This is a genomic window from Streptomyces mashuensis (genome assembly GCF_014654785.1).
GTDB classification, from domain to species: domain Bacteria; phylum Actinomycetota; class Actinomycetes; order Streptomycetales; family Streptomycetaceae; genus Streptomyces; species Streptomyces mashuensis.
Window position 1 is genome coordinate 1 of sequence record NZ_BNBD01000026.1, and the last position, 21682, is coordinate 21682.

Annotated in this window: 24 protein-coding genes; 10 read left to right on the forward strand and 14 right to left on the reverse strand. The window is 72.0% G+C overall.

Annotation, left to right across the window (positions count from 1 at the left end):
• The first annotated feature begins 572 nt into the window (after positions 1-572).
• Entirely contained in the window at positions 573-3149 is a 2577-nt protein-coding gene (locus IE305_RS31615) for a DEAD/DEAH box helicase (protein WP_229891798.1), read from the forward strand.
• Positions 3150-3238: 89 nt separating this feature from the next.
• On the forward strand, positions 3239-3382 hold the full coding sequence (locus IE305_RS31625) for a hypothetical protein (RefSeq protein ID WP_190133283.1): 144 nt from the start codon (positions 3239-3241) through the stop codon (positions 3380-3382).
• Positions 3383-3458: 76 nt separating this feature from the next.
• On the opposite strand, the gene IE305_RS31630 is transcribed toward IE305_RS31625, so the two are convergent.
• From IE305_RS31630 to IE305_RS31655, 6 genes are all read right to left on the reverse strand, one after another.
• Complete coding sequence (locus IE305_RS31630) at positions 3459-3899, reverse strand: NUDIX hydrolase (protein WP_190133284.1); 441 nt, start codon at positions 3897-3899, stop codon at positions 3459-3461.
• Between the two features lie 11 nt (positions 3900-3910).
• Complete coding sequence (locus IE305_RS31635) at positions 3911-4714, reverse strand: STM4013/SEN3800 family hydrolase (protein ID WP_190133285.1); 804 nt, start codon at positions 4712-4714, stop codon at positions 3911-3913.
• The gene (locus IE305_RS31640; RefSeq protein WP_190133286.1) at positions 4711-5217 is read right to left on the reverse strand and encodes a phosphohexomutase domain-containing protein; all 507 of its coding nucleotides are present in this window, start codon (positions 5215-5217) and stop codon (positions 4711-4713) included. The genes IE305_RS31635 and IE305_RS31640 overlap by 4 nt, the downstream gene beginning before the upstream one ends.
• Entirely contained in the window at positions 5210-5857 is a 648-nt protein-coding gene (locus tag IE305_RS31645; RefSeq protein WP_190133287.1) for a dTMP kinase, read from the reverse strand. Before IE305_RS31645 ends, IE305_RS31640 begins: the two co-directional genes overlap by 8 nt.
• The gene (locus tag IE305_RS31650; RefSeq protein ID WP_229891800.1) at positions 5854-6888 is read right to left on the reverse strand and encodes a radical SAM protein; all 1035 of its coding nucleotides are present in this window, start codon (positions 6886-6888) and stop codon (positions 5854-5856) included. Before IE305_RS31650 ends, IE305_RS31645 begins: the two co-directional genes overlap by 4 nt.
• Positions 6889-7171: 283 nt before the next feature.
• Complete coding sequence (locus IE305_RS31655; RefSeq protein ID WP_190133288.1) at positions 7172-7342, reverse strand: hypothetical protein; 171 nt, start codon at positions 7340-7342, stop codon at positions 7172-7174.
• 275 nt (positions 7343-7617) lie between these two features.
• Between IE305_RS31655 and IE305_RS31660 the strand changes: the two genes are divergently transcribed.
• Both IE305_RS31660 and IE305_RS31665 read left to right on the forward strand, forming a co-directional pair.
• Complete coding sequence (locus IE305_RS31660; protein WP_506005210.1) at positions 7618-8937, forward strand: helix-turn-helix transcriptional regulator; 1320 nt, start codon at positions 7618-7620, stop codon at positions 8935-8937.
• 71 nt (positions 8938-9008) lie between these two features.
• Complete coding sequence (locus tag IE305_RS31665; protein WP_190133290.1) at positions 9009-9836, forward strand: hypothetical protein; 828 nt, start codon at positions 9009-9011, stop codon at positions 9834-9836.
• A gap of 149 nt (positions 9837-9985) precedes the next feature.
• On the opposite strand, the gene IE305_RS31670 is transcribed toward IE305_RS31665, so the two are convergent.
• The 5 genes from IE305_RS31670 to IE305_RS31690 all read right to left on the reverse strand — a co-directional run bounded on the left by IE305_RS31670 (position 9986) and on the right by IE305_RS31690 (position 14408).
• Positions 9986-10300, reverse strand: a complete 315-nt coding sequence (locus IE305_RS31670) for a hypothetical protein (RefSeq protein WP_190133291.1) — start codon at positions 10298-10300, stop codon at positions 9986-9988.
• A 282-nt stretch (positions 10301-10582) separates the two neighbouring features.
• A complete protein-coding gene (locus IE305_RS31675) occupies positions 10583-11476 on the reverse strand; it encodes a ParA family protein (RefSeq protein WP_190133292.1) in 894 nt (297 codons plus the stop codon).
• Positions 11473-12828 (reverse strand): ParB/RepB/Spo0J family partition protein, encoded by a 1356-nt coding sequence (locus IE305_RS31680; RefSeq protein WP_229891804.1) that lies wholly within the window; start codon positions 12826-12828, stop codon positions 11473-11475. Before IE305_RS31680 ends, IE305_RS31675 begins: the two co-directional genes overlap by 4 nt.
• A gap of 426 nt (positions 12829-13254) precedes the next feature.
• On the reverse strand, positions 13255-14142 hold the full coding sequence (locus IE305_RS31685; protein WP_190133294.1) for an ATP-binding protein: 888 nt from the start codon (positions 14140-14142) through the stop codon (positions 13255-13257).
• 74 nt (positions 14143-14216) lie between these two features.
• Positions 14217-14408 carry a hypothetical protein gene (locus IE305_RS31690; RefSeq protein ID WP_190133295.1) on the reverse strand — a complete coding sequence of 64 codons (192 nt, stop codon included), beginning with the start codon at positions 14406-14408 and terminating at the stop codon, positions 14217-14219.
• 220 nt (positions 14409-14628) lie between these two features.
• Here IE305_RS31690 and IE305_RS31695 point away from each other — a divergent pair, with 220 nt between their 5' ends.
• Positions 14629-15969 carry an NsdA family TPR-like regulatory protein gene (locus IE305_RS31695; protein WP_190133296.1) on the forward strand — a complete coding sequence of 447 codons (1341 nt, stop codon included), beginning with the start codon at positions 14629-14631 and terminating at the stop codon, positions 15967-15969.
• A gap of 294 nt (positions 15970-16263) precedes the next feature.
• Positions 16264-17298, forward strand: a complete 1035-nt coding sequence (locus IE305_RS31700; protein WP_190133297.1) for a fatty acid desaturase — start codon at positions 16264-16266, stop codon at positions 17296-17298.
• A 72-nt stretch (positions 17299-17370) separates the two neighbouring features.
• Here the strand turns inward: IE305_RS31700 and dapF are convergent, their stop codons facing one another.
• Complete coding sequence (dapF, locus tag IE305_RS31705) at positions 17371-18291, reverse strand: diaminopimelate epimerase (protein ID WP_190133298.1); 921 nt, start codon at positions 18289-18291, stop codon at positions 17371-17373.
• Entirely contained in the window at positions 18288-18542 is a 255-nt protein-coding gene (locus tag IE305_RS31710) for a hypothetical protein (protein ID WP_229891806.1), read from the reverse strand. The genes dapF and IE305_RS31710 overlap by 4 nt, the downstream gene beginning before the upstream one ends.
• 115 nt (positions 18543-18657) lie before the next feature.
• Here IE305_RS31710 and IE305_RS31715 point away from each other — a divergent pair, with 115 nt between their 5' ends.
• The 3 genes from IE305_RS31715 to IE305_RS33340 all read left to right on the forward strand — a co-directional run bounded on the left by IE305_RS31715 (position 18658) and on the right by IE305_RS33340 (position 20440).
• Positions 18658-19425, forward strand: coding sequence for a GntR family transcriptional regulator (locus IE305_RS31715; RefSeq protein WP_190133300.1), 768 nt, complete (start codon positions 18658-18660; stop codon positions 19423-19425).
• A 104-nt stretch (positions 19426-19529) separates the two neighbouring features.
• Positions 19530-19964 (forward strand): hypothetical protein, encoded by a 435-nt coding sequence (locus IE305_RS33335; protein ID WP_229891808.1) that lies wholly within the window; start codon positions 19530-19532, stop codon positions 19962-19964.
• A 56-nt stretch (positions 19965-20020) separates the two neighbouring features.
• Positions 20021-20440, forward strand: a complete 420-nt coding sequence (locus IE305_RS33340) for a hypothetical protein (RefSeq protein ID WP_229891809.1) — start codon at positions 20021-20023, stop codon at positions 20438-20440.
• A gap of 174 nt (positions 20441-20614) precedes the next feature.
• On the opposite strand, the gene IE305_RS31725 is transcribed toward IE305_RS33340, so the two are convergent.
• Positions 20615-20881 (reverse strand): hypothetical protein, encoded by a 267-nt coding sequence (locus tag IE305_RS31725; protein WP_190133301.1) that lies wholly within the window; start codon positions 20879-20881, stop codon positions 20615-20617.
• A 315-nt stretch (positions 20882-21196) separates the two neighbouring features.
• Here IE305_RS31725 and IE305_RS31730 point away from each other — a divergent pair, with 315 nt between their 5' ends.
• Positions 21197-21604, forward strand: coding sequence for a hypothetical protein (locus IE305_RS31730; protein ID WP_190133302.1), 408 nt, complete (start codon positions 21197-21199; stop codon positions 21602-21604).
• Positions 21605-21682 lie beyond the last annotated feature (78 nt).

The following is a 21682-nucleotide window of genomic DNA, read 5'->3' on the forward strand; positions in this document are numbered from 1 at the left end:
TTGGGGCCTGACGTGCCGCTCCGCGACACGAGGGCCCGTCCGCTCCGCTCCCGGACCCTGACCCGCTTCGCGGGCGGCACCTATGGGAGGAGGGGGCGCGGGGGCGGTGGGCAACTACCGGCCGTGACAGGAGCGGAGGAGCGGGAACCGTCTCAGCCAATCTGTGAGAACAGCCTACACCGCCACATGATGCATGTGTAGAGTTTGGGATCGTGCCCCACCACCCCGCGGAGCACAACCCACCCCACCCAACCGGCGCCGGGCACGGCCGGCGCCATCGCGGCGCAGCACGGGACCACCCCCTCCTTCCCCCAACCACTCGCCACCATCACGGCTCTGACCTGCACAAACACGAGAACAGCCCCACGGCCAGGACAACCCACCCAACCCCGCCGGACACCCCCGGCCGGCCCACGGCCCGTCCGGGCCGGCACCCCACCCGGACCAGCACCACCCACCAACCTGACACACCATCAGGTACCAGAGCGAGACAACCGCCGGTCGCCGAAATGCGGTCCGCACGGAATTACGCACCACCCCGGAAACCACCACCCGAGCGAAGAGGAATACGGATGCCCGAGACCATCGAATTGTTCCCTCATCAGGTAGAGGCCGTGGACGCGATTGTGCGGGGGCTGGATATTCCGCCGGGCCGGCGGGTCCCCGAGAACGGCTTGCGGGGGCAGATGATCTCCGCGTGCGGCACCGGCAAGACCATCAGCGCCGCGGCCGCGGCGCGCCGGCTGGCCCCGAACGGGCGCATTCTCGTGGTGGTGCCCACGCTGGATCTGCTGACGCAGACGGCGCGGGAGTGGCGGCGTGCCGGACACACCGGGCCGGCGGTGGCGGTCTGCTCCCTGGAGGACGACCCGCTGCTGTGGTCGCTGCGGGTCCGCTGCACCACCAACCCCATCCGGCTGGCCATGTGGCACGGGCAGGGGCCGGTCCTCGTCTTCGCCACGTACGCGTCCCTGCCGGTGCTGGCCGAGGCGTTCGCCGGCCTCTACGGCCAGCAGCTGGCGCCCATGGACCTGGTGGTGGTGGACGAGGCGCACCGAACCAGTGGGTCGCTGGGGAAGGCATGGGCGGCCGTCCACGACCAGGCGGTGATTCCGGCGACGCGGCGGCTGTACCTGACGGCGACGCCGCGGATCTGGCAGGAGCGGCCGCCGGTGGAGGAGGTGCGCGAAGGGTGGCGTGATCCGCTGCCGGAGGAGCTGGCGGCCTCCATGAATGACGAACAGATTTTCGGGCCTGTGCTGTACCGGTTGTCGCTGGCGTCAGCGGTCACCCGGGGCCTACTGGCCCGGTACCAGATCATCGTCATGGAGCTGCGCGACCCGGTCGTCACCCCCGAACGGCTGCGCGGCGAGCAGCGGCGGGAGGAGGAGGTGCGGGGGCAGCGGCTGGCCGCGTTGCAGGCCGGGCTGCTGCGCACCATGGCCGAGCACAACCTGAGCACGTGCATCACCTTCCACCACCGGACGATAGAGGCTCAGGCGTTCGCCGAGGGCCTGCCCGCGGTCGCCGGCAAGCTCCACGCGGACCAGCCGGAGACCTACCCCGCGACCGTCTGGGCGGACTGGCTCTGTGGTGAGCACCCGGCGGAGCGCCGGCAGGAGACCCTGTCGGGGTTCGGGACAACCGAACAGCGGGCCGTGCTGGCGAACTGCAAGGTCCTCGGCGAAGGCGTCGACATCCGGGCGGTGGACTCGGTGGCGCTGCTGGACCCCAAAGGGGCGCCCCACGACATCGTGCAGGCCATCGGCCGGGCGCTGCGGCAGAAACCCGGCGAGGGCAAGCTCGCGAGCTTGATCGTGCCCGTCTTCCTGAAGGCCGGCGAGGAGCCGGAGGACATGTTCACCTCGGGGTCCTACCGGCCGCTGGTGCAGGTCCTTCAGGGGCTGCGGGCGCACGACGAGGAGGCCGTGGAGCTGCTGGCGATCCCGCAGGAGCCGCAGAAGCGCGTGATCGAGCCGTCGCGGTGGATCGGGCCAGCGCCCGAGGAGGGCGAGGAGGAGTCCCGGGTGCTGCTGCGGTTCGCGGCGCCGCGCGACCCCGTCATGATCGCCGACTGGGTCAGCTTCAACGTGATCGATACGGAGCGGCAGGACTGGGCCCGCGGCTACGCCGCCCTGCGCCGCTACGTGCGCCGTGAGGAGCACGCCCGGGTTCCCCTCAGCCACCAGGAGGGCGCGTACCCGCTGGGGCGGTGGGTCGCCGAGCAGCGCCGCGCGTACGGGGCCGGGCAGATGCCGGCCTCGCGCATCGCGCGGCTGGAGGGGCTGGGCATGGTGTGGGACCCGGCGGACGCGGCGTTCCAGGAGAACCTGGCCGCGGCGCGGGTGTACTACGAGCAGCACTGGACGCTGTGCGCGCCGCGCAACGCCGTCGCGCTGGACAAGCCGGTGGGTCAGTGGCTGTCCAACCTCCGCCGGCCCGGCGCCCTGGACAAGTACCCCGAGCGCGCCGAGGCGCTGGCGGCCATTGACCGGGACTGGAACCCGGCGTGGCCGCTGGACTGGCAACGCCACTACGCCGCGGTCCGGGTGCTCCTCGGCATCGAGGACGACCAGGACCACGACGCCGAGACCGGCACCGGCGTGGACGCGGGCGCCTCGGGCGACGCCAGCGCCGGCGCGGGCAGCGGGGACGGGAGCAGCATCTCGGCCGGCGGCGGGGCCGGCGCGGTGGTCGGCGCGTCGGCCGGAGCGGCTGGCGGCGGGGCCGGGGAGGGGGCGACGCTGGACGACCTGCTGCCCGGGGTCACCGTCCACGGCATGGACGTGGGCCGGTGGCTGGAGCGACAGCGCGAGCATGCCGTATGGGCCGCGCTGCTGCCCGAACAGCAGCAGCGCCTGGAGCGGCTGGGCGTCACGCCCCTGCCCGCCCCGGCGGCCGAGGAGACGCCCGTACGGGCCCGTAAAGGGGCCTCGGCGGCGTTCCGGCGGGGGCTGGAGGCCGTCCGGCAGTACCAAGCCCGCACCGGCTCCACGGCCGTCCCCAGGGCCCACGTGGAAGTCCTGCCGGACGGGACCGAAGTCCGGGCCGGCGTATGGCTATCGAACACCCGCGCCAGGCGAGGGCGGCTGAGCGAGGAAGAACGCGCCGCCCTCGCCGAACTCGGCATCGACTGGGCCCAGCAGTAGGGCCCGCCACGAGGGCCCGAGAGCACCACCGCCGACGATCGACCAACGACAACCGCCCGCCACTGGGCCCGCGCAGCTGGAGGACCACGATGGACCGTGACCGCCTGACCGACGAACTCGCCGCCGTGCTGAACAACTACCTGGACGACGTCGGCGACGACGACATCGACACCGGCGACCTCGCCGGCAACTTGGTGAACAGGCTGGTGCAGCTGGGCCTGCTGGACCGCTGACACCCAGAGCTAAGGGCCCGCACCCCGCCGGCGGGCCCTTCACCGTGCTACCGGCCGGCGGGCCGCTGGCGGGGCGTTATCCGGCCCGGTCGGCCAGCAGCAGGGCGAGGGGGCCGGCCGGGAGGAGGAAGCGGCCTTCGGCGGCGGCGACGATGGCGTCGGCCATGGGCCACCAGGAGAGCTTGAAGTCTTCCTCGGTGGGCGTGAGCTGCTGTGGGCCGAGGGTGAGGTCGCGGGCCTGGTAGAGGTGGATGCGGGCGGTGGACTCCAGGGTGATGGCGTACGTGCCCAGAGGCTGCCACCGGCGGGCGGTGATGCCGGCCTCCTCCAAGAGCTCCCGCCGTGCGCACTCCTGCGGGGTCTCGCCGTCCTCGCGCCGCCCGCCGGGCAGGAAGAGGTATTCGCCACCGTGGCGGGGGAAGTCGGCGGTCAGGATGGCGACGAGGCCCTGGTCGTCGCGGGCCACCACCACGGCGGCGTCGCGGGCCGGGCCTCGCCGGTGAACCTCATCGCTCATGGCGAGCGAGCTTAGCGGCGCCCTTGGAGCACAGTGGCTGCGTAGGGAACATTCATCACGACGGGGTGGGCGATGCCCCGGCCGTGGTAGCCGTCGTCTCCGTAGGCGTCGCCGTGGTCGGCGCACATGATGACCAGCCAGCGGTCCGTTGCGGTCAGGGTGGTGATCAGGCGACCGAGGTGTTCGTCGGCGTAGGCGAGCGCGGCCCGCTGGGAGGCGGTGGTGTCGTCCTGCTGGCCGAGGTAGTGGCCGTGGGGGACGTGGGTGGCGGAGACGTTGACGAACAGCAGCAGCGGCCGGCCGCGGTGCCGGTCGGCGAGGTCGAGCGCCTGGTCCACCTGATGGCGGGTGGAGTCCATTTCGGGCGAGCAGAACTCGGGCCGCCAGTGGTCCTCGTCGAACATTGCGGGCAGCACGCTGCCGAGCGGGGTCTCGCGGGAGAAATAGGTCACCCCGCCGACGCAGACGGTGCGGTAGCCGTGCTGGCCGAGGCCGGCCAGGAGGCTGGGGGCGTCGAACAGGAACGTCTCGGGCGGCACGGTCTTGAACGCGGGCGGCCGGCACTCCCACAGGCGGGGCGGCTGCTTCGGCTGGGGCAGCTTGGGCAGGAAGCCGGAGAAGAACGCCATGTGAGCGGGGAGGGTGAACGTGCCGGGGGTCTGCCTGCGCTGCCAGCCGCCCTCGGGCAGAAGGGCGGCCAGGTGCGGGGTCATGCCCTCGTCGTAGGCGGAGCGGGCGACGTCGTAGCGCAGGGAGTCGAGCGTCACGAACAGGATGCTGGTGCCGGAGGTGATGATGTCGGCCGCGTTGATCACTGCTCGGCTCCTTCCGGCCGGTGCCGCCGGTAGGGCTCGATGCGGCCGCGGGCCTGGTCGTTGACGGGACGGGGGACGCGGTCTTCGGTGATCAGCCGCCGGATACGGGCCAGGCCCGCATCCTCGCCCAGCACCTGGCTGTCGCGGCCGTACAGGACGATGCGGACCCTCTCGCCGCCGTTGTCGATGCTGGTGGTCACCAGGGCGCCAGGCACTCCTCCGAGGTCTTTCATGGCGACCCGCAGCTCGTCCTCGCCGGCCACGTGCAGGTCGTGGACGGTGCAGGCGAAGTGCTGGGCGTTCACCGCGCCGTGACACAGGCGGCGGTGGAAAGTGACACTGGTGGCCCGACCGTCGTAGGCGACGGCGATACGGGCGGCCTGGGTGACGGCCACGAGGCAGGCGCCGACCCACCAGGCGACCCCTTCGTGGATGTCGTCGGGGTAGCGGCCGGCGGCGGCGCCGTCGCGGATGACCTTCTCGGCGTCGACCGGGTTAAGCATGCCCGGCCTCCAGGTGGCCGGTGATCCAGTCGGCCACCTCGCCGGGGGTCTTGCCGTCGGTGTCCACGACGACGGCCGAGGGGTCCACCTCCGCGACCACCTCGAAGTTGTCCACCAGGGCCTTCAGGCGGCCGGGCACGGCGAGCAGTTCCGCATCGTCGGGGGTGAGGGCGCCGCCCTGTTCCTTCGCTGCCAGCCGCTGCCGCAGGGTCTCCTCCGAACAGCGCAGGTAGAAGGTGTGGTCCGGCACTTCCAGGTAGGGGCGGAAGGGCTCCAGCATCCGACGCACGTCATCCAGCGGGATGCCGTGAACGGCTGCGTGGCAGGCCAGGACTGAGGAGGCGTACCGGTCGGCGACGACCGGGCCGTGCCGGCGGTAGCTGCGGACCATGTCGGAGGCGTGCAGGAGCCCGGAGAGGTAGAACGCGAACTGCGGCAGCGGCCGCAGCCGCGCATTGACGGTCCCCGACCAGTCGCTGAGCGGGCGGGGCAGCGTGTGCAGGCCGGCCGCCGCCGTACGGTCAGCGATCAGCTCCTTGACCGTGGTCTTGCCGATGCCGGAGACACCCTCCAGGACGGAGAACGATCCCCGGTTGCGGTCGTAGCAGGCGGGCGCGTAGGCGGGCGGCAGGGGACTCACAGCGTTCCCTCCGTGAAGGCAGCCACGTGCCCGGCCACCGCCGCGACCAGGCGGTCCGGGTCGTCCAGCAGGGCCTTGAGGTCCAGGCGCAGATCGCTGCGCAGCAGGCAGGGCATCAGGCCGCCGTCGTGATCGAGCCGCAGGGCCCAGAACCCTTCGACGCACGTGCTCCGCTGGGGGCAGGTGCCGCACTGGCCGACGTGGTGGCGGCCGAGGTTGCGGTGGATGACATCGATCTCGATGCCGTCGACGCGGAAGACGCGCCGGCCCTGGCCGACCCCGGCGACCTCGGTGTGCTCATCACGGGTCAGCGTCCGCAGGTGGGCCACGATGTCGTCGGCCGGCACAGCGGCATCCGCCCGCTCGACGTTGAAGTCGGTACCGACCAGCTCGATGAACTGCACCGGCATCCGCCGGGCCAGCGCGAAGTCCAGGATGGAGCGGACCTCGTGGCGGTTGTCCTTCAGCAGCAGGCAGTTCAGCTCCACCTGCTCGAACAGCTCGCGGGCGGCCTCGATGCCGTCCAGCACCGTCGCGATGCCCAGGCGGGTCGCGGCGATGGCCCGGAAGGTGTCGTCGGAGAAGTAGTGCAGGGAGACCTTCACCTTGTCCAGCGGGACCTCGGCCAGCCAGCGCTGGCTGGCCCGCACGCGGGTGCCGTTGGTGATCAGGGTGTAGGAGGTGTCCGGGCCCGGCTGCGGCAGCTGTTCGAGGACCGGCCGGGCCAGGGGCGAGGTGAGCGGTTCGCCGCCGGTGAAGTAGACCCGCTTCAGCCCCGCCTCCATGAGCGCGGTGATGACCGTGACGTAGTGTGCGGCGCACAGCGACCGGGGCCGCTGTTTCTTCGACGCGTCCTGCCGGGCCAGACCCGGCGGGATGTCGCCCTCGTCGTGGCAGAACCAGCAGGCGATGTTGCAGGCCGGTCCGAAGGACACCCGCAGCTGTCCGCGCAGGGCGGCGAAGTTCAGCAGGGCCGTCCAGTCGGTCTCATCGCGGGCCATCGGCGGGGCGAGGGTGAGCGGGACTTTCACGAGATGCCTCCAAGTACGGGGCGAAGCCACCCGCCGGTGTCGGCGGGCGGAGGCTGCCGGTACAGGGCGGGTCCTTGCCCCGGCCTCCGAGCCGCACGGAGGCCGGGGCAGGATTCCCCGCGCGGGCCCGCCCGCCCGTGGCGAGGCCGGAAGGGCGGACCCTTGAAGCCGCCCCCGGCAAGGAGGCGGCGCTGGAAGGCTCCGGCGCCCGGAACGGACCGTGGCGCATCGGGCACCGGAGCAGTCGGCGGGCCGGCGAACCGGCCCGCGTCGGTGAGGGTGCTCAGCCCTGTACGGGCTCGTGCGGGGCCGCCACCGGCACGGTGCTGCCTTCGTGGCCGAGGCCGATCAGGTTCCCGGCCTGTTGGTGCAGCACCGTCACCGGGCCGGCCAGGCCCAAGACCAACAGGGCAACGAAGTCGCGCAGATACCAGGTGATGCCGTCGTTCGTCATCAAAGCCGATCCTCGATCTGCCGAGACGGATGCGGTGGTCCGCCGTGCTCATCGTGAAGGGAACGGCGAACCACCGCGCCAACAAGACCCCGGGAGGAGAACACCCCTCGCAGGCAAGGGTGTTGGGGTCGCATCCCGCAGACTGGACTTCACCGGCCGGGGCACGGAAGGTCTGGCATCGTGAACGAATGTGAGTCCCAGTCCTCACCATGAGGGGGTACACCGTGGCGCGGCGTCCCAGGCAGCTCAACCCCTACCGCAGCTGGGCCGAGTTCATGGGCCGGGAGCTGTTCGAGTGGCGCACGTTCCGGGGCCTGTCCCAGCAGGGCTTAGCCGACCGCGTCCACTGCGACCGATCGCTGATCTCCCACGCCGAATCGGGTAAGCACCTGCTGTCGGAGGAACTGACGGCAGCGTGCGACACCGCCCTGGGAACCGGTGGAGCACTCTCGCGCCTTCGGCCGTGGGCGGCCGGCCAATGCCCGCTCCCACCCACCACCACGAGCTCTCTCGGCGACGGCGCTTCGGCAGATCCCGCGGCGGGAGAGGAGGGAGAAGACGACATGAAACGACGCACCATCATCCGGGCCGCGCTCGGCGCGAGCGCCGTCCTGTCCCCGCCGGTTCTCGAACTCCTCGCCGGCCAGCAGGCCAGGGCCGAATCCGCTCTGGCCACCGCAGCCGGCCGCGACGCCGTGATCGGCCAGTGGGAGGAGACCGCCTGGCGCTATGGCTGCGGCTACGGCGGACGCGCCCCCATCGCCCTCCTGCACGACGCCCTCCTCGACGTCGAGGACGTCAACCGGCTCCTCGGGCAGCAACTCGACACCGGCGAGCGCCGGCGGGTCCTGCGGATCTCCGCACAGCTGTCGGGCATCGTCGCCCTGGTCCTCGGCGACATGGGCCACCCCCGCGACGCCCACCGCTGGTATGCCAACGCCTCCGCCGCCGCCCAGGCCAGCGGCGACACCGCGGTGCACGCCTGGGTGACCGCCCGGGAAGCGATGGTGCCCCTCAACTGGGGCCAGCCCGCCGCAGCCCTCCGCCTCGCCGACCGCGCCCGCACCCTGGCCGGCGACGCCATCTCACCCGCTCACGCGCTCGCGGCCGCAGCCCAGGCCCGCGCTCACGCGGCCCTCGGGCACGCCGCCGAAGCCCGCAAGGCGATAGCCGACGCCGAACGCGCACGCGAGAGCCTGCGCGACACCGACGCCTCGGGCACCTGGTACGGCTACCCCCTCCAGCAGCACCTCGTCCACGCCAGCCGCACCTACACCGGCATCGGCGACACCGGCCCCGCCACCCACATGCAAACCGAAGCCCTCCGGCTCATCAGCCCCACCTCGGTGATGTCCCCCGCACTGATCCACTTCGACGAAGCCCTGTGCACGGCCACCAAGGGCGACCACGACAGCGCCTGCACCCAGGCAGTCCACATCATCACCGCCCTCCCACCCGCCTACCGCACCGGCCTCATCGCCCGCCGGGGCCAGGAACTCACCGGCACCCTCCCCCGCGGAGCCCGGCAACTACCCGCCGCACGCGAACTGCGCGAAGCCCTGGCAGCCACACCGTCCACCCAGCTGCCGGCCTGACCACCCTCACGGCAAAGACGGCTCCTACCGTTCCCCTGCCCCGATGCCTCCACTGGGCGCACCATGGAGGGGTGGCTTCCTTGGACGATGCGGGGCTGGGCCGGGCGCTTGAGCCGGTAGGCCGCGCCGAGGCGGAACGGCTGACCGAGCAGTTGCGCGAGGTGATCGGTGAGGCACGGCGGGTTGCCGTGGCCCTGGCCCAGCGGGTACGGGCCGCGCACCGGGCGCAGGTGTGGGTGGCACTGGGGTATTCCGGGTGGGGCGAGTACGCACAGGCGGAGTTCGGGGTGAGCAGGGCGCAGGCATACCGGCTGATCGACATCGCCGAGTCGGCCGGGGTGCTGGAGCGGGCGATCGGCGCCGCCGGCGTGCTGGCGGTGTCTCCCGCGGGAGACACCGAGCCGGTCGCCGGGGTGGAAGGTTGGGGGTTGTCGCAGCGGGCGCTGCGCGAGGTCCACGGCCGGCTCGACGAGCTCGGTCGTACCGTCACCGAACAGCTCACCGCGGCCGGCAAGACCGGCCAGCTGGATGGTCCGGCCGTCCGGGAGATCGTGCACCGGTGCGTGGACGAACTGCGCCGACCGCTCCCTACTGCCGGCGCCCCCGCCGGCGATCGCGATGTGATCGGCGCCATGGAGCGCGCGCTCACTGACTTCCAGCGGGATCCCTCGAACACGGGGGCGGGGCGGCGCCTGGTGGACACGATGGCCGAGGCTGGCGGCTGTCTGGGTCGTATCGCCCTCGAACTCGCCCCGGCCTACCTGTCCGAGCAGGAAGCCTCCGAGGCAGTCCTGGCCCGGTACGCCGAGGACATCGGCTGCACCGTCGAAACCGTCCTCGCCGCCCGGCGCTACGCCCTCACCGGCGACCGCCGCGCCCTGGAAGGCACCTGGCTCTGACCAGTCCGGGCACCGCAGGCCAGCGCATTGCGCGGGGGCCCAGTACGGCCGGGAACCTGTGAACAGGATGGTGCAGCTGGGCCTGCTGGACCGCTGACGACGGGGGTGAAGGGCCCGCACCCCCGCCAGGGTGCAGGCCCTTGGCTGTGCTACCGGCCAGCCGGCAGTCGGCGGGGCGGCAACTCCGGGGCGATCGCGTCCAGCAGCTGCCGCACCGGCACCAGGCCGTCCTGCGTCCCCCCGTACTCCAGGAACTCCGCGGCCTGGGCGAGCATCCCGCCCAGTCGGCTACCGGTCGGGGCCTGCCGCACCGCCGACCGCAGGAACGGCGCGGTGAGATCCCCCCTCGCCACGTCCTCGGCGAACTGCCGCTCGTGCGGTGTCGGCACCCACCGGCCGGCGGTGTACTCCTGGGCCATGTACTCGGCAAACAGCGCCACCCCGGCGCACGACTGGTCGTCCATGCCTGCTCAACGAGTCCGGGGCGGTTCCGGATACCCCGCACATCGCACACAGCGCCGCGGCTCACAGCCGCCTCACAAGCCGGCTTGTCTGTCTACTCGCCTGGGGGAACGGCCTGTGAATCTCACAGGCTCGAAGCCAGCCCACGAAGGTGCTGGCGGCAACGAGAACCGGCGCCGGAGGGTGGCCCGGCGCGGCGAGAGGTCACGACCGGGCCCGCAACATGGCCCCGCTGGGGCTGCATTGCGGGGCCCGGCCCGGCCAGGCGTTTCCAATGGAAACGGTCAGGCTGCCAGCTCGGTGAAGCCCAGGTGCGTCATCACCTTGCGGTAGTCCACGGACGGGTTGCTGTTCGGGAGAAGGACTGGCAGGGGGCACTCGTCCTCGTACAGCTTCTTCGCGTCGGCCGAGTACCGGATGTAGGGAAGAAGAATGGAGCCGTACAGGGCTTCGGCTTGCTGGGCGGCGCGGCGGGCGGCAGCTTCCTTGTAGGTCCTGGTCGGCGTTCCGGTGAGGAGCATGTGGTTCAGGGTGGGGCGGCCAGGGACGGAGCGGCGGTTTCGGTTCTTGTCCCGTACGCGCTCCAGCTCCTCGATGAGCCCCTGCACCAGGCGGACATCCTTCGGGTCGGCCTTGATCGAGGGGATCACGAAGTCGTCCTCGTCCATCATGCGCAGGACGGAGTAGGGCATCCTGCCGTAGCTCGCAGGAAAGTCCATGTGGAACACCGTGTCGTCGCCCTCGTAGGCGTGCAGAATCTCGGCGAACCAGTCGTTGCGGTCCGGGTCCTCCGCGATGGCGGTGTCCGCGCCGGCCATCGCCGGGCTGCTGGGCACGACCCGGAGGTTCGGGATGAAGGCGAACGCGTCGTCGTCGTAGCCCTCACCAATGCGGTAGCGAGCGGGCAAGGCGACCTCGTCCAGCGTGGCGGTGCCATAGATCAGGTCGAGGGAGGTCTTCTTGCCCTTGAGCGCGGTCTTGTCGTAGCCGAGGACGAGCGAGGACGACATGTTGCTGTCCAGGTCGAAGACGACGCTGCGATACCCGCGTAGGGCCGCGATGACGGCCATGGACGTCACGCTGGTGGTCTTCGTAGAGCCGCCGCACTCAATCACGTACGACCAGATAAGAGGCCAGTTACGACCCTTGGGACGGAAGCGGCGGTTGAGGCCGGTCATCGGGTCCCTCCTGCGGTGACCATGCCGAGCTCCTTCTGTTCCCACTCGGTCTGCGGTTCGTACTCCGCGTGCTCCTGGAGGACACGGACATGGTGGATCTCGCGGCTGCTCCAGGACTGGCGGCGCGCTGCGGTGCGGAGCTCGGCGGCGGCTAGGCCGCATGCGAAGGCGGCGAGACGTTGCAGGGCGCTGTCACGAGACGTCTGCACGGCGTTGAAGTAGGCCGAGGCGTCGGCAGCTTCTTCGAGACCGTGGCGGTTGGTTTCGCGCAGCCAGGTAAAGGCGCGCTGCTGGGCGGCGGACTGCTGCTGCGGTGCGAGTACGGTCGCGGTGAGCACGCCGAGGATCAGCTCGTGGTTCGCAGGGTCGGACGGGTCCACCGTCTCGACAAGACGACGGCAAGCGGCGTCCCGGGCCGCTGCGGCGGTGCGACGGTCGGAGTCGCCGTTCCTCGGCTTGTCCTGCTTCGGCTTGCGCTGGGCAGGCGGGCGCCCCGCAGCGTTTCCATCGGAAACGGCCTTGCCCTCGGGCGCCGCCGCACCGTCACTCTGGTCGGTGGCGTTTCCAGTGGAAACGGCCTTTTCGTGCGCCAGCGGTAGGGGGCCGGCGGCCGAATCTCCGCTCGGGGCGTTTCCAGTGGAAACGGTGGTGTCGTCGTCCGGGGCATCTTCGGCGTGGCGCTGGCGGGCCAGGATCTGTGCGTGGGCCTCCGCGGGGCGCGTTCCGCCGAGCACAAGGCTGAGGTAGTCCCGCTGATCCTCGCTGTCCAGCTCCTGGGCCTTCTCGGCCGAGCTGACCTTGAGCATGCCGTCTCGCAGCGCCTGCTGCACCTCGGGGTGAAGTTCGAGCAGCCGGACCCGCTTCCAGACGGTGCCCTTGGAAAGGGCACCGTCTGCGGTCTCTCCGACCTTCTCGGCGATCTGCTGGTAGGAGAGGCCGGCCTCGCGGAGCGCCTGGTAGTGCTCGGCCTCCTCAAGCGGGCTGAGCTGGGCGCGCCGCAGGTTTTCGATCAGGGTGATGAGGCGGGCGTCCTTCACCCTGTCGTCTCGCAGCACGCTGGGGATGGTCTCCCAGCCCAGATGCTGGATGGCGCGCCAGCGGTGCTCGCCGAAGAGGATCACGTTCGGTGCAGTGATCTGGTCGGCGGTCTCCGGGTAGGTCTTGAGCCAGACCTCGGCACGGATGTGAGCGATGTTCTGTAGGAGGCCCACTTCGCTGATGGTGGCGGCGAGCTCAGGTACCCCCCTCATCTCCCTCCGGTTGAAGGGGTTGGGGCACAGGCTTGCAGGGTCCAGGTCCAGGGTGTCGCCGCTGCGGTCCTTGTCGGCATAGAAGGACGCTTCAGGGGTCACCTGGGGATTGGAGTGGGTGCTTTTACGCTTGGGCCGCGGGAGCGCGCCTGCCATCGGTTCTCCAGCACTGGGATCAGAAGTACGGCCCGAGATTAGCGTTTCCATTGGAAACGGTGCGCCCCGGTGCCGTCGAAACGTCCGGCGCCACGTCGGCTGCTCGCCCAGCGGTGCCTCGGATGCCGCATGGGTGCGGGGGATGGTGCCCATCGGGTCGTGGAGCTCAGTCTCGTATGGCCAGCCGGCCGCCCATGTCACACGGTGTCGTCATGAGGGGGCCGGGGCACCACCACGAAGGAGTGCCTGCCCCCGAGGAGAGGGCAGGCACTCCTTCCGTTCGTCAGGCTTTTGGCAGGCTCAGCCACGACGCGATGGCCGCGGCGATGGGCGCTCCGGTGGCACGGGCAGGGCGGCCCCGGAAGGTCGGCATCAGCACAGCGGGCAGGTGCTGGCGGGGTGCGGCGCCTGGCCGAGGCTGAGCAGTAGGGCGTGGCACTGGCGGGCGAGCATCTGCGCATCGTCCAGCGCCGGCGGTGCGGTGTCCTGGTGCTCCAGCGCGTACCGGATGCTCCTGATGCGCATCTCGGCGGCGGAGGGGCCGCGGCCGCGCCGCTGCTGCTGGGCCATCGCGTCGGCGTGCGGCAGGAGCTGGCGGAGGTGTTTGACCATCAGGGCCCACCAGTCGCGCAGCAGCTCGGCGGCGTCTTCGACGCCGTAGCCGAACACCTCGCAGGTCAGTAGGTGGATGCCTGCCGCGTCGTCCTCGATGTCGGCCAGCCGGCCTGCCGTGCCGCCGGGGTGGCGGAGAAGCAGGGCCCATACGCGGGTTTTGCCGCGGCGGGTGGTGTGGGAGCCGGAGTCGTTGGCGGTGGCCGCGATGAGGGCCAAGCCGCGGCCATACTCGTCGTCGGGTGCAGCCCGGAGCGGGACGATCGGCCCGCGGGGACGACCGCGGTCGGTGACGCCCAGCCTGATTGCCTGGGAGTCGGCGGCGACAGCGACGACGACCGTGCGGCCCCCGCCGTGGAGGACAGCGTTCGTGACCATCTCGCTGACGATGAGCTCGGCGTCCTCGGCCCGCTCGGTGATCCCCCAGTCCCGGAGGGCCTCGCGGACGCGTCGCCGTGCCAGGCACGGCGTCATCGTGCTGGTCCTGCGCAGGCACCACCGGCGCTGCCGCAGGGGCGGCGGGCACCCGGCCGGCGGCTCGGTGCTGGGGGGCAGGTGCCGCGGCTGCGGCGGCGCGGGCCGTGAGGGGGGCAGGCCCTGGGGCGGCACCGGGTACAGCGCGGATCTGACAGGCCTGATGGTGGTCATGGCGGCTTCCTGGGTCATGGACGGTGCACGGGCCGACGGGGGGCGCGCGGGACGCGCTTCCGTGGGGCGGTGGGTCAGGCGTCGCCGGCCGCGCGGCGCTTCCCACGGGTGCGGATCACCTTCAGCTGCTTGGGGTCCCGGGCGGGCCACTCGGCGCGGCCGGGCGCGCGCAGCCACAGGACGCCCTGGCGGATGTCGGTGACGACGGCGCGGGTGCGGCCCTCCATCACCTCGTCACCAACGGACGGTCTTCCGTTCGCGGTCATGAGATCGCCTTCCGCTCGGCCCCGTGTGCACGGTCTCGTCGTCTCTGGGTGCCCGGCCCGCCCGCCTCGGGGTCCGGGGGCGCTGGGCGGGCCGGGGCGTCGGCCGTGCGGGGAGAGATCACCGAACGGCCGTAATTACTCAACCTCGGCGCGCGCCGGCGGGTAAGGGAGGAGAGTAGACCGAGGGTTGAACTGGGTGAACGCAGTGGGGAGTTCGCTGATGGCACGTCGACCGCGGACACCGAACACCGCCCTCGCGGGCTTGATGCAGTCGGGAGGAATCGGAAACGCGCAGCTGGCCCGCCGGGTGAACGCCGCCGGCCGCGAGCTGGGGGTCACCCTGCACTACGACAAGAGCACCGTCTCGCATTGGGTCGCCGGGTCCGTGCCCAGGGCCAAGGCGCGGCCTGCGGTCGCCGAGGCGCTCTCGCGGCTGCTCGGCCGCCCCGTAACGTGCGCGGAGATCGGCTGGGCTGATGCGCCCGAGCCGGCCGAGGCGCGCGATGCGGTGGCGGGAGTGATTGATCTGAGCCGGGCGGACATGGACCCCTCGCGACGCGGGGTGCTGAAGGCCGGGATGTACGCGGCGGCGCTGGTGGTGCCGCGGTTCGAGGACGTGGCCGGCCGGACGGAGGTCGCGCGGGCGGGGCGTACGGTGCACATCGGCCGGTCCGACGTGGAGACCGTGCGCACCATGACGGAGAAGGTTGCCGACATCCTTGATCAGGTCGGCGCCGGGCACGCCCGCCCCATGGCCGCCGCGTTCCTGGTCAACACCGCAGGCCCCTACCTGCGCGCGAGCGGCACCGAGGAGGTCACCCGCCAGATGCGGGCGGCCGTCGCCGACTTCGTGTACCTCACGGGGTGGATGGCCATGTACGAGAACCAGCAGGGCCTGGGCCAGCGCTACTACCTACGGGCCCTCGAACTGGCCGGCGCCGCTGAGGACCACGTCACCTACTGCCGGACCCTGCGCGGAATGAGCCTGCAAGCCTCACACCTCGGATACGGGGAAAGGGCCCTGGAGCTGGCGGACGCGGCGGCCGAGGCGGCCCCGGTGGCCGGCCCGCGCCTGGTGGCGTTCCTGCGGGGCCAGCAGGCTGCCGCCGCCGCGATGACCGGCGATCGGCGCACTGCCGCCGTCCGGCTGGGTGAGGCCGAGGCGGCCCTCTCGCGCGCCGACGACCGGCGGGACGCGGTGGGCGGCTACGACACCGCGGCGCTGCTCTTCCACGAGGCACACGTGCGCTGGCACCTCGGCGATCAAGCCCGATCCATCACCGCCCTGCGCTGCTCGAACGCCGCCCGCAGCCCGCTGGAGCGGCAAGGCCGGCTGCACTGCCTCGGCGTGATCGCCGAGCGGCAGTTCCGGATGCGGCACATAGAGGCGGCCTGCGCGACCTGGAACGAATTCCTCGATCACCACGTCACGCTCTCCTCGGCACGCGGCGACGAGCATCTAAGGACGATGCTCAAGGCCCTGCCTGCGTGCCGCGACGTCGCCGGCGTACGGGAGCTGGAGGAGCGGGCCCGGCACGTCGCCACGCTCAAAGCGGCCTGATCACACACGTGCGACAGCGCCAGCCCCGGCGGAGCGAGGTGGGAGAAGGCAGGGGGATTTTCCGCAGAAAATCCGAGCGGCCTCTCAGCAAGACGCGCCGCAACGGCGACCTCGGCTCCTTCTACGTCGGCTGACGACCGTCACACCGCTGCGCCGTGACGAAACGGGTCCGCGGGAGGGCGACCCGCCGCGGACCCGTTGTTGTGGGGCTCCCTCACTCAAAGCTAGTGGACTAGCTGTACTCTGCGTGATGCATGGCAGGGATCTGCCTGCCCTTGTCTGCCTTGGACACCCATGCTGACCTGCTTATCCCTCATCGCCGCCGGCATCGCACTGCGCCAGGTCGACCGCGCCTGGTTCGCCCGCCGACGACCCCACGCGGCGTCTGCCGCGGAGCTGATAACCCTTCAGCGGTCCCGTGCGAACAACCTGACGCCAGCGCTGCTCCTCGCGGGGCAGTGGGTGCAGATCACCGGGTGGTGGCTGCTGGCCGGCCACAGCCCCGTGGCCGCGGCGGTCGCCGCCATCGGCATGGCCGTCGCCTTCCGTCACCTGCAAGAGCTCAGCCACTTCGCCGTCCACGGCGTCCTGGCCCGCACCGCCCGCGCCAACCACGTACTCGCCGAGGCCGCCCACCTCCCCCTCGGCCTGGCTCCGGTGGCCGTACGGCGCCGGCGTCACGTGCGCGAGCACCACCCCAACGCCACCCTGGCCGCCGACCCCAACCTCGCCGAGCTCGGCGACGCAGGACTGCGCCCGGGGACGAGCCGGGGCCGGTTCGCCGTCGCGCTGCTGTACCCGCTCACGCCGCGCGGCATCCGCGCCACCGTCACGGCTCTCGGGGCCACCGTCCGCCGCTCCCCCGGCCGCGCGGCCGCGCTTGCCGCTGTCCCTCTCGCCGCATACCTGGTTGGCGGCATCGAGGCCGTGGTGTGCGGGGTGCTCGTGCCGCGGCTGCTGCTCTACCCCCTGCTCGCCTGGATGAGCCTGCTGGTGGAGCACACGTGGTTCGACCCCGAGCCCCGCACCGGGACACCTGCCTGGGTGGAGGCGGGGCGGTGCCTGCGCCTGTATGCGGGCAACCGGCTGCTGGCGGCCTTCGCGGCGGTGACGTGGCTGCCGTACGGGGACCTGCACCACTTCGCGCACTCCGCCCACCCGTCGGTGCGCTGGAACTACCTACGTGCCCTGGAGCGGCACCTGGGACTGCCGCACTTCGCGCCACCGGGGCTGCTGTGGGGGCCGGGCTCGGTCATGCGCCGGCACCGTGACGCCCTGCACGCCCGGCCTGCCGCCGCTGTCGTTCTGGAGGTCGCGCGCGCCGCGTGAGAGCAGCAACGCCGGACGGCCCGGACCCTGCTGGGGGTCCGGGCCGTCCGGCGTTGTGGTGCTGCCGGTGAATCAGGTGCGGGCGAGCACCCGGGCGCGGGGCGGTCTGCGCAGGGCGGTGGGGGCGAGGTGGAGGGTGCCCTGCGCGACGATCGCGGCGGGGCCGGTGAGTTCCATGGAGCCGTCGGCGGTGACGCGGACGTGCAGGCGGCCGCCGGGCAGGTCGACGGTGTACCGGCCGTACCCGGTGCCGTGCTCGCCGGCGGCGTGGCGGAGGGCGGCGACGGCGGCGCAGGCGCCGGTGCCGCAGGCGCGGGTCTCCCCCACGCCGCGCTCGTGGACGCGGACCTTCAGGTGCCGGGCGCTGTGGCGGACGGCGAAGTCGACGGTGACGCCGTGGGGGTAGGCGGAGGCGGGGGTGACGGTGGGCGCGGTGCGCAGGTCGCCGGCGTGGGTGAGGTCTTCGACGAGGACGACGGCGTGGGGGTTGCCCATGTCGACATGGAGCGCAGGCCAGCGGCGGCGGCCGACGGTGACGTCGACGGGGCCGGAGCCGGGCAGGCGGGGGCGGCCCATCTGCACGGACACCGGGCCCTGCAGGCTGGCGGAGCGGTCGGCGACGTGGACCTGGCGGACGCCGGCGCGAGTGGCGATGACGAGGGCGCCGGGCGGGCGCAGGCCGGAGTCGACGAGGTAGCGGGCGAAGACGCGGATGCCGTTGCCGCACATCGCCGCGGTGGTGCCATCGGGGTTGCGGTAGTCCATGAACCACTCGGCCTCACCGGCCCAGGCGGCGGCCTCGGGGTCGGCGGTCGTACGGACGGCGCGCAGCAGGCCGTCGGCGCCGATGCCGGTGCGCCGGTCGCACAGGCGCCGTACGAGGTGGGCGTCTAAGCGCAGGCGGTGGCCGGGGTCGGGCAGGAGGAGGAAGTCGTTCTCGGCGCCGTGGCCCTTGAAGAAGGGCTGACGGGCGAGGGGGAGTGCGGGGGTCATGGGCGGGTGCCCTTTCCTAACTCGAAGCGAAGCCAGGCGATTTGCCCCGTTTCGGTGTCGGTGAGGCCGTAGGTGGTGCCCAGTTCAAGGACCGCGACGAGCCGTGTCCAGCGGCGGGTGAGCCTGGCGGTGACGTCCGCCTCGATGCGCACGGCGCCGGGTTCGCGGACGATGCGGGGCTCGGCGCCGGTCAGTGCGGTGAGCTGGGCGGCCGCTGATTGGACCCGGGCGATCTGGGGGTCGTAGGCCACTGACATCCGTTCCGGTCAGCCTGTGAATACTCGGAGTGGAGCTAGTCCCCTAGCTTTGAGCTAGGGGACTAGCTTTGTCAATGCGTACAGGTCAGCCCCGCGGACAAGGAGAAGCATGGCCAAGGGCCGCAGTGGCAACACCCCGGCGAACTACCTCCGCGTGGCCGACGCCCTCCGCCAGCGCGTCGTCAACGGCACCTGGGCGCCCGGCGACCGGCTACCCGGCCGCGGCGAGCTCGGCGCCGAGTTCGGCGTCGGGAAGAACACCGTCCGCGAGGCGCAGGAACTGCTGATCGCCGAGGGCCTGCTGGAAGGCCGCCCCGGCGCAGGGACGTACGTACGCACCCCGCCTCAGCGGCGGATCATGCACCGCACCGCCCCGCCCGGCAGCCTCGTCGGCATCGCCCCGGCCGGCTTCACCGGCACCTGGGAGTCCGACAGCACCGCCAAGGTCCCCGCCCCGCCCGCCATCGCGGTCCGCCTCGGCATCGGCGAGGGCGCACTGTGCGTGCGCACCGTCTATGAGTTCCTCGCCGACCGGCAGCCGGTCATGCTCGCCACCAGCTGGGAACCCATGTCCCTCACCGGCGGCACCCCCATCGTCCTGCCCGAGGGCGGCCCGCTCGCCGGGCGCGGCGTCGTCGAGCGCATGGCCCACATCGACATCACCGTCACCCGCGCCGTCGAGATGCCCCAGCCGGTCCAGGTCGACCACGACCAGGCCGAGCTGCTGGGCATCGCGGCCGGCTCGCAGGCCACGCTGATCGAGCGCACCTACTACGCCGCCGACGGCCAGGCCGTGGAGACCGCCGACGTCCTCGTGCCGGCCGAGCGGTGGAAGATCGCTTACGAGATTCCGCTGGCGCCACCGCCCCAGCCCTGAGCCCCGCCGCGCGCCCGGCATGTGGCAGGGCGCGTCATGGCCGGCCAGCCGGCGCAGCACACCGTATTCGTGGCCCGTACCGGGCCGAGGAGGGGGAACGACCTGTGTCTGCACCACCGCGCCGCACCCCCGCGGCCCGTACCTTCGACGCCCTGGCCTCACCGGCCCTGACCAACCTGCTCGGCGTCATCGGCGTCATCACGCCCGTCGCCGCCTGGGTCACCGCCCAGCCAGGCGTCAAGAACCTGCTGATCACCGCCGAGACGGCCATCGTGCTGGCCCTGGTGGCCACACATTTATGGCGGCAGTCGCGCTACATCACCCTGCCGCGCACCCATAACCTGAAGTCCATGGATGACGCGCACTTCTACGACCTTGTCCGCGCGCAACTCGAAAGGGAACTCGTCCAGGAGTACGACGAGATCGCCAACGGGCACCTTCGCGTCTACGCCAGCGAAGTCCCCGGCTGTCCGTCACCCTGGTCAAGACCCTCATCGAATCCCAGTCCGAGCCGCAGCGCATCCTGGCGGCCGACCTGACCACCGACCCCACGCTGCTCACCCGGCGCCGGGAGTACCTCGCCGCGAACCGGCAGATGATCGAGGCCGGCGGCGAGATCCAGCGCCTGTTCATCGCCTACCGCGACGACCTCGCCCGCGAGTCCTACGCCCGCGGCCTGCTCGCCCTCATCAGCCAGCACCGCGAGATCGGCGTCACCTGCGGCCTGGCCGTACGCGACCAGCTACGGCCCGAGCTCGCCGTCGACTACATCGTCTTCGCAGCCGCCGCCGTCCTCGTCGAGGAAGAGCAGGGCGACGCCGAATACACCCGCGGCCGCAGCAGCGTCCACTTCAAGGGTGTCGACCGCTGGCGCGACCGCTTCACCTCCGCCTGGGGCCATGGCGCCGACTCCGCCCCCATGGCCCTGCAAAAGTACGAGCTCCTCACCCGCCCGATGCTCGACGGCGGCACCTGGGACACCGACCGCGTCACGCAGGCCGTCGACGACCTGTAGAACGGCATGCAAAAGGGGCCTGGCACGACGCCAGGCCCCTTCGCTGTTCTCCACCACCGTCACGGTGGCACGCCCGTACGGCCACCGTCGCGTCCTCGTCAGCCGTCGGACCGGTCGTCCCAGTGGGCCAGTGCCCTGGGCGCCGGTGCCGGTGCCGGTGCCGGTGCGGGAGGGTCAGCCGAGGGCGTCCGGGTTGATGCCCTGGGCGCGGGCGAGGGCGAACAGGACACGTTCCATCGTGTCCAGCCGCTCCGTGATCGACCGGTCCCCCGGCGCACCGATGGCGTCGGCGAGGGAGTCGATGTTGCCGAACGCGGTGCGCTGCTGCTCCCGGATCATCGCCAGTTGCTCGCCGTGCTCGGCAAGGGTGCGGCCGGTGCGGAATGCCTCGGCCTCCAGGTCTCGCAGCCGCTCGTCGTGCGTTGCCGTCTCGCTCACCATGCCGCCCATCTTGTCACGCCTCGGCGGGCCCCAGCTCCAGCGGCCAGCCATTCCAGGCTGTGCGCCCTGCGGCGCTACCGCACGCCGGGTTTCCGGTCGCCCTTCCCGGGTGTTTGCTGATGGTGGAGGCCGGAAATCGGGAGGTTTTCGGTCGCGCCGGTCCGCTGTATTGCGGGCGACGACCGGTTGGGAGTGATGGGTATGAAGCGCTGCGAGGGGCCCGGATGCACACGGATGCTCGCATCAGCCAGTGGGCGGGGTGGGCGGCCAAGGAGGTTCTGTTCAGAGGCGTGCCGCTCCAGGAATCGCCGGCTCATGGCCAAGATCAACCAGTGCACCGACCGCCGCGAGGTGCGTCTCGAAGACACCGCCGAGCGGCGCCACGAGGTGAGGGCGGCGGCGTACGCGGTGGCCGGCGCGGCGCGCCGCCTGGCCGCCGAGCTGGACGCGGAGGCCGAGCGGCCCGACTGGCAGCAGCCCGCAGGCTGGCATGGGAGGCGGCTGACGGCGCAGCCCCAGCATCCGGCCGGCCGCTACACCACGGCGGCGCTGGAGGTGCTGGACCAGGCGCACGGCCTGGTGGCAGCAGCCGTCGCTGCCGACCGCGCGGCCGGCGCCGACTGGGCCAGCATCGGCGCCGCTCTCGGCGTCTCCGCCGACACCGCCTCCCGCCGCTACCGCACCATGCCCACCATGCCCGCCGACGACCAGCAGGCACAGTAGACCGCAGGGCCACCAGTCCAGGGGCGGGCCGACGAGGTGGCCGACGTATGACGACGGTCCCGTGCTTCCCGGTGAGCG

Excerpts from the sequence above, each read along its gene's own strand:
- IE305_RS31655 (WP_190133288.1), bottom strand. The coding sequence starts at position 7,342 with ATGACGAACGACGGCATCACCTGGTATCTGCGCGACTTCGTTGCCCTG.
- IE305_RS31700 (WP_190133297.1), top strand. The coding sequence starts at position 16,264 with ATGCTGACCTGCTTATCCCTCATCGCCGCCGGCATCGCACTGCGCCAG.
- IE305_RS31670 (WP_190133291.1), bottom strand. The coding sequence starts at position 10,300 with ATGGACGACCAGTCGTGCGCCGGGGTGGCGCTGTTTGCCGAGTACATG.
- IE305_RS31725 (WP_190133301.1), bottom strand. The coding sequence starts at position 20,881 with ATGGTGAGCGAGACGGCAACGCACGACGAGCGGCTGCGAGACCTGGAG.
- IE305_RS31625 (WP_190133283.1), top strand. The coding sequence starts at position 3,239 with ATGGACCGTGACCGCCTGACCGACGAACTCGCCGCCGTGCTGAACAAC.
- IE305_RS31715 (WP_190133300.1), top strand. The coding sequence starts at position 18,658 with ATGGCCAAGGGCCGCAGTGGCAACACCCCGGCGAACTACCTCCGCGTG.
- IE305_RS31690 (WP_190133295.1), bottom strand. The coding sequence starts at position 14,408 with ATGACCGCGAACGGAAGACCGTCCGTTGGTGACGAGGTGATGGAGGGC.
- IE305_RS31675 (WP_190133292.1), bottom strand. The coding sequence starts at position 11,476 with ATGACCGGCCTCAACCGCCGCTTCCGTCCCAAGGGTCGTAACTGGCCT.
- IE305_RS31695 (WP_190133296.1), top strand. The coding sequence starts at position 14,629 with ATGGCACGTCGACCGCGGACACCGAACACCGCCCTCGCGGGCTTGATG.
- IE305_RS33340 (WP_229891809.1), top strand. The coding sequence starts at position 20,021 with ATGATCGAGGCCGGCGGCGAGATCCAGCGCCTGTTCATCGCCTACCGC.
- IE305_RS31660 (WP_506005210.1), top strand. The coding sequence starts at position 7,618 with ATGGGCCGGGAGCTGTTCGAGTGGCGCACGTTCCGGGGCCTGTCCCAG.
- dapF (WP_190133298.1), bottom strand. The coding sequence starts at position 18,291 with ATGACCCCCGCACTCCCCCTCGCCCGTCAGCCCTTCTTCAAGGGCCAC.
- IE305_RS31730 (WP_190133302.1), top strand. The coding sequence starts at position 21,197 with ATGGCCAAGATCAACCAGTGCACCGACCGCCGCGAGGTGCGTCTCGAA.
- IE305_RS31615 (WP_229891798.1), top strand. The coding sequence starts at position 573 with ATGCCCGAGACCATCGAATTGTTCCCTCATCAGGTAGAGGCCGTGGAC.
- IE305_RS31630 (WP_190133284.1), bottom strand. The coding sequence starts at position 3,899 with ATGAGCGATGAGGTTCACCGGCGAGGCCCGGCCCGCGACGCCGCCGTG.
- IE305_RS31685 (WP_190133294.1), bottom strand. The coding sequence starts at position 14,142 with ATGACCACCATCAGGCCTGTCAGATCCGCGCTGTACCCGGTGCCGCCC.
- IE305_RS31640 (WP_190133286.1), bottom strand. The coding sequence starts at position 5,217 with ATGCTTAACCCGGTCGACGCCGAGAAGGTCATCCGCGACGGCGCCGCC.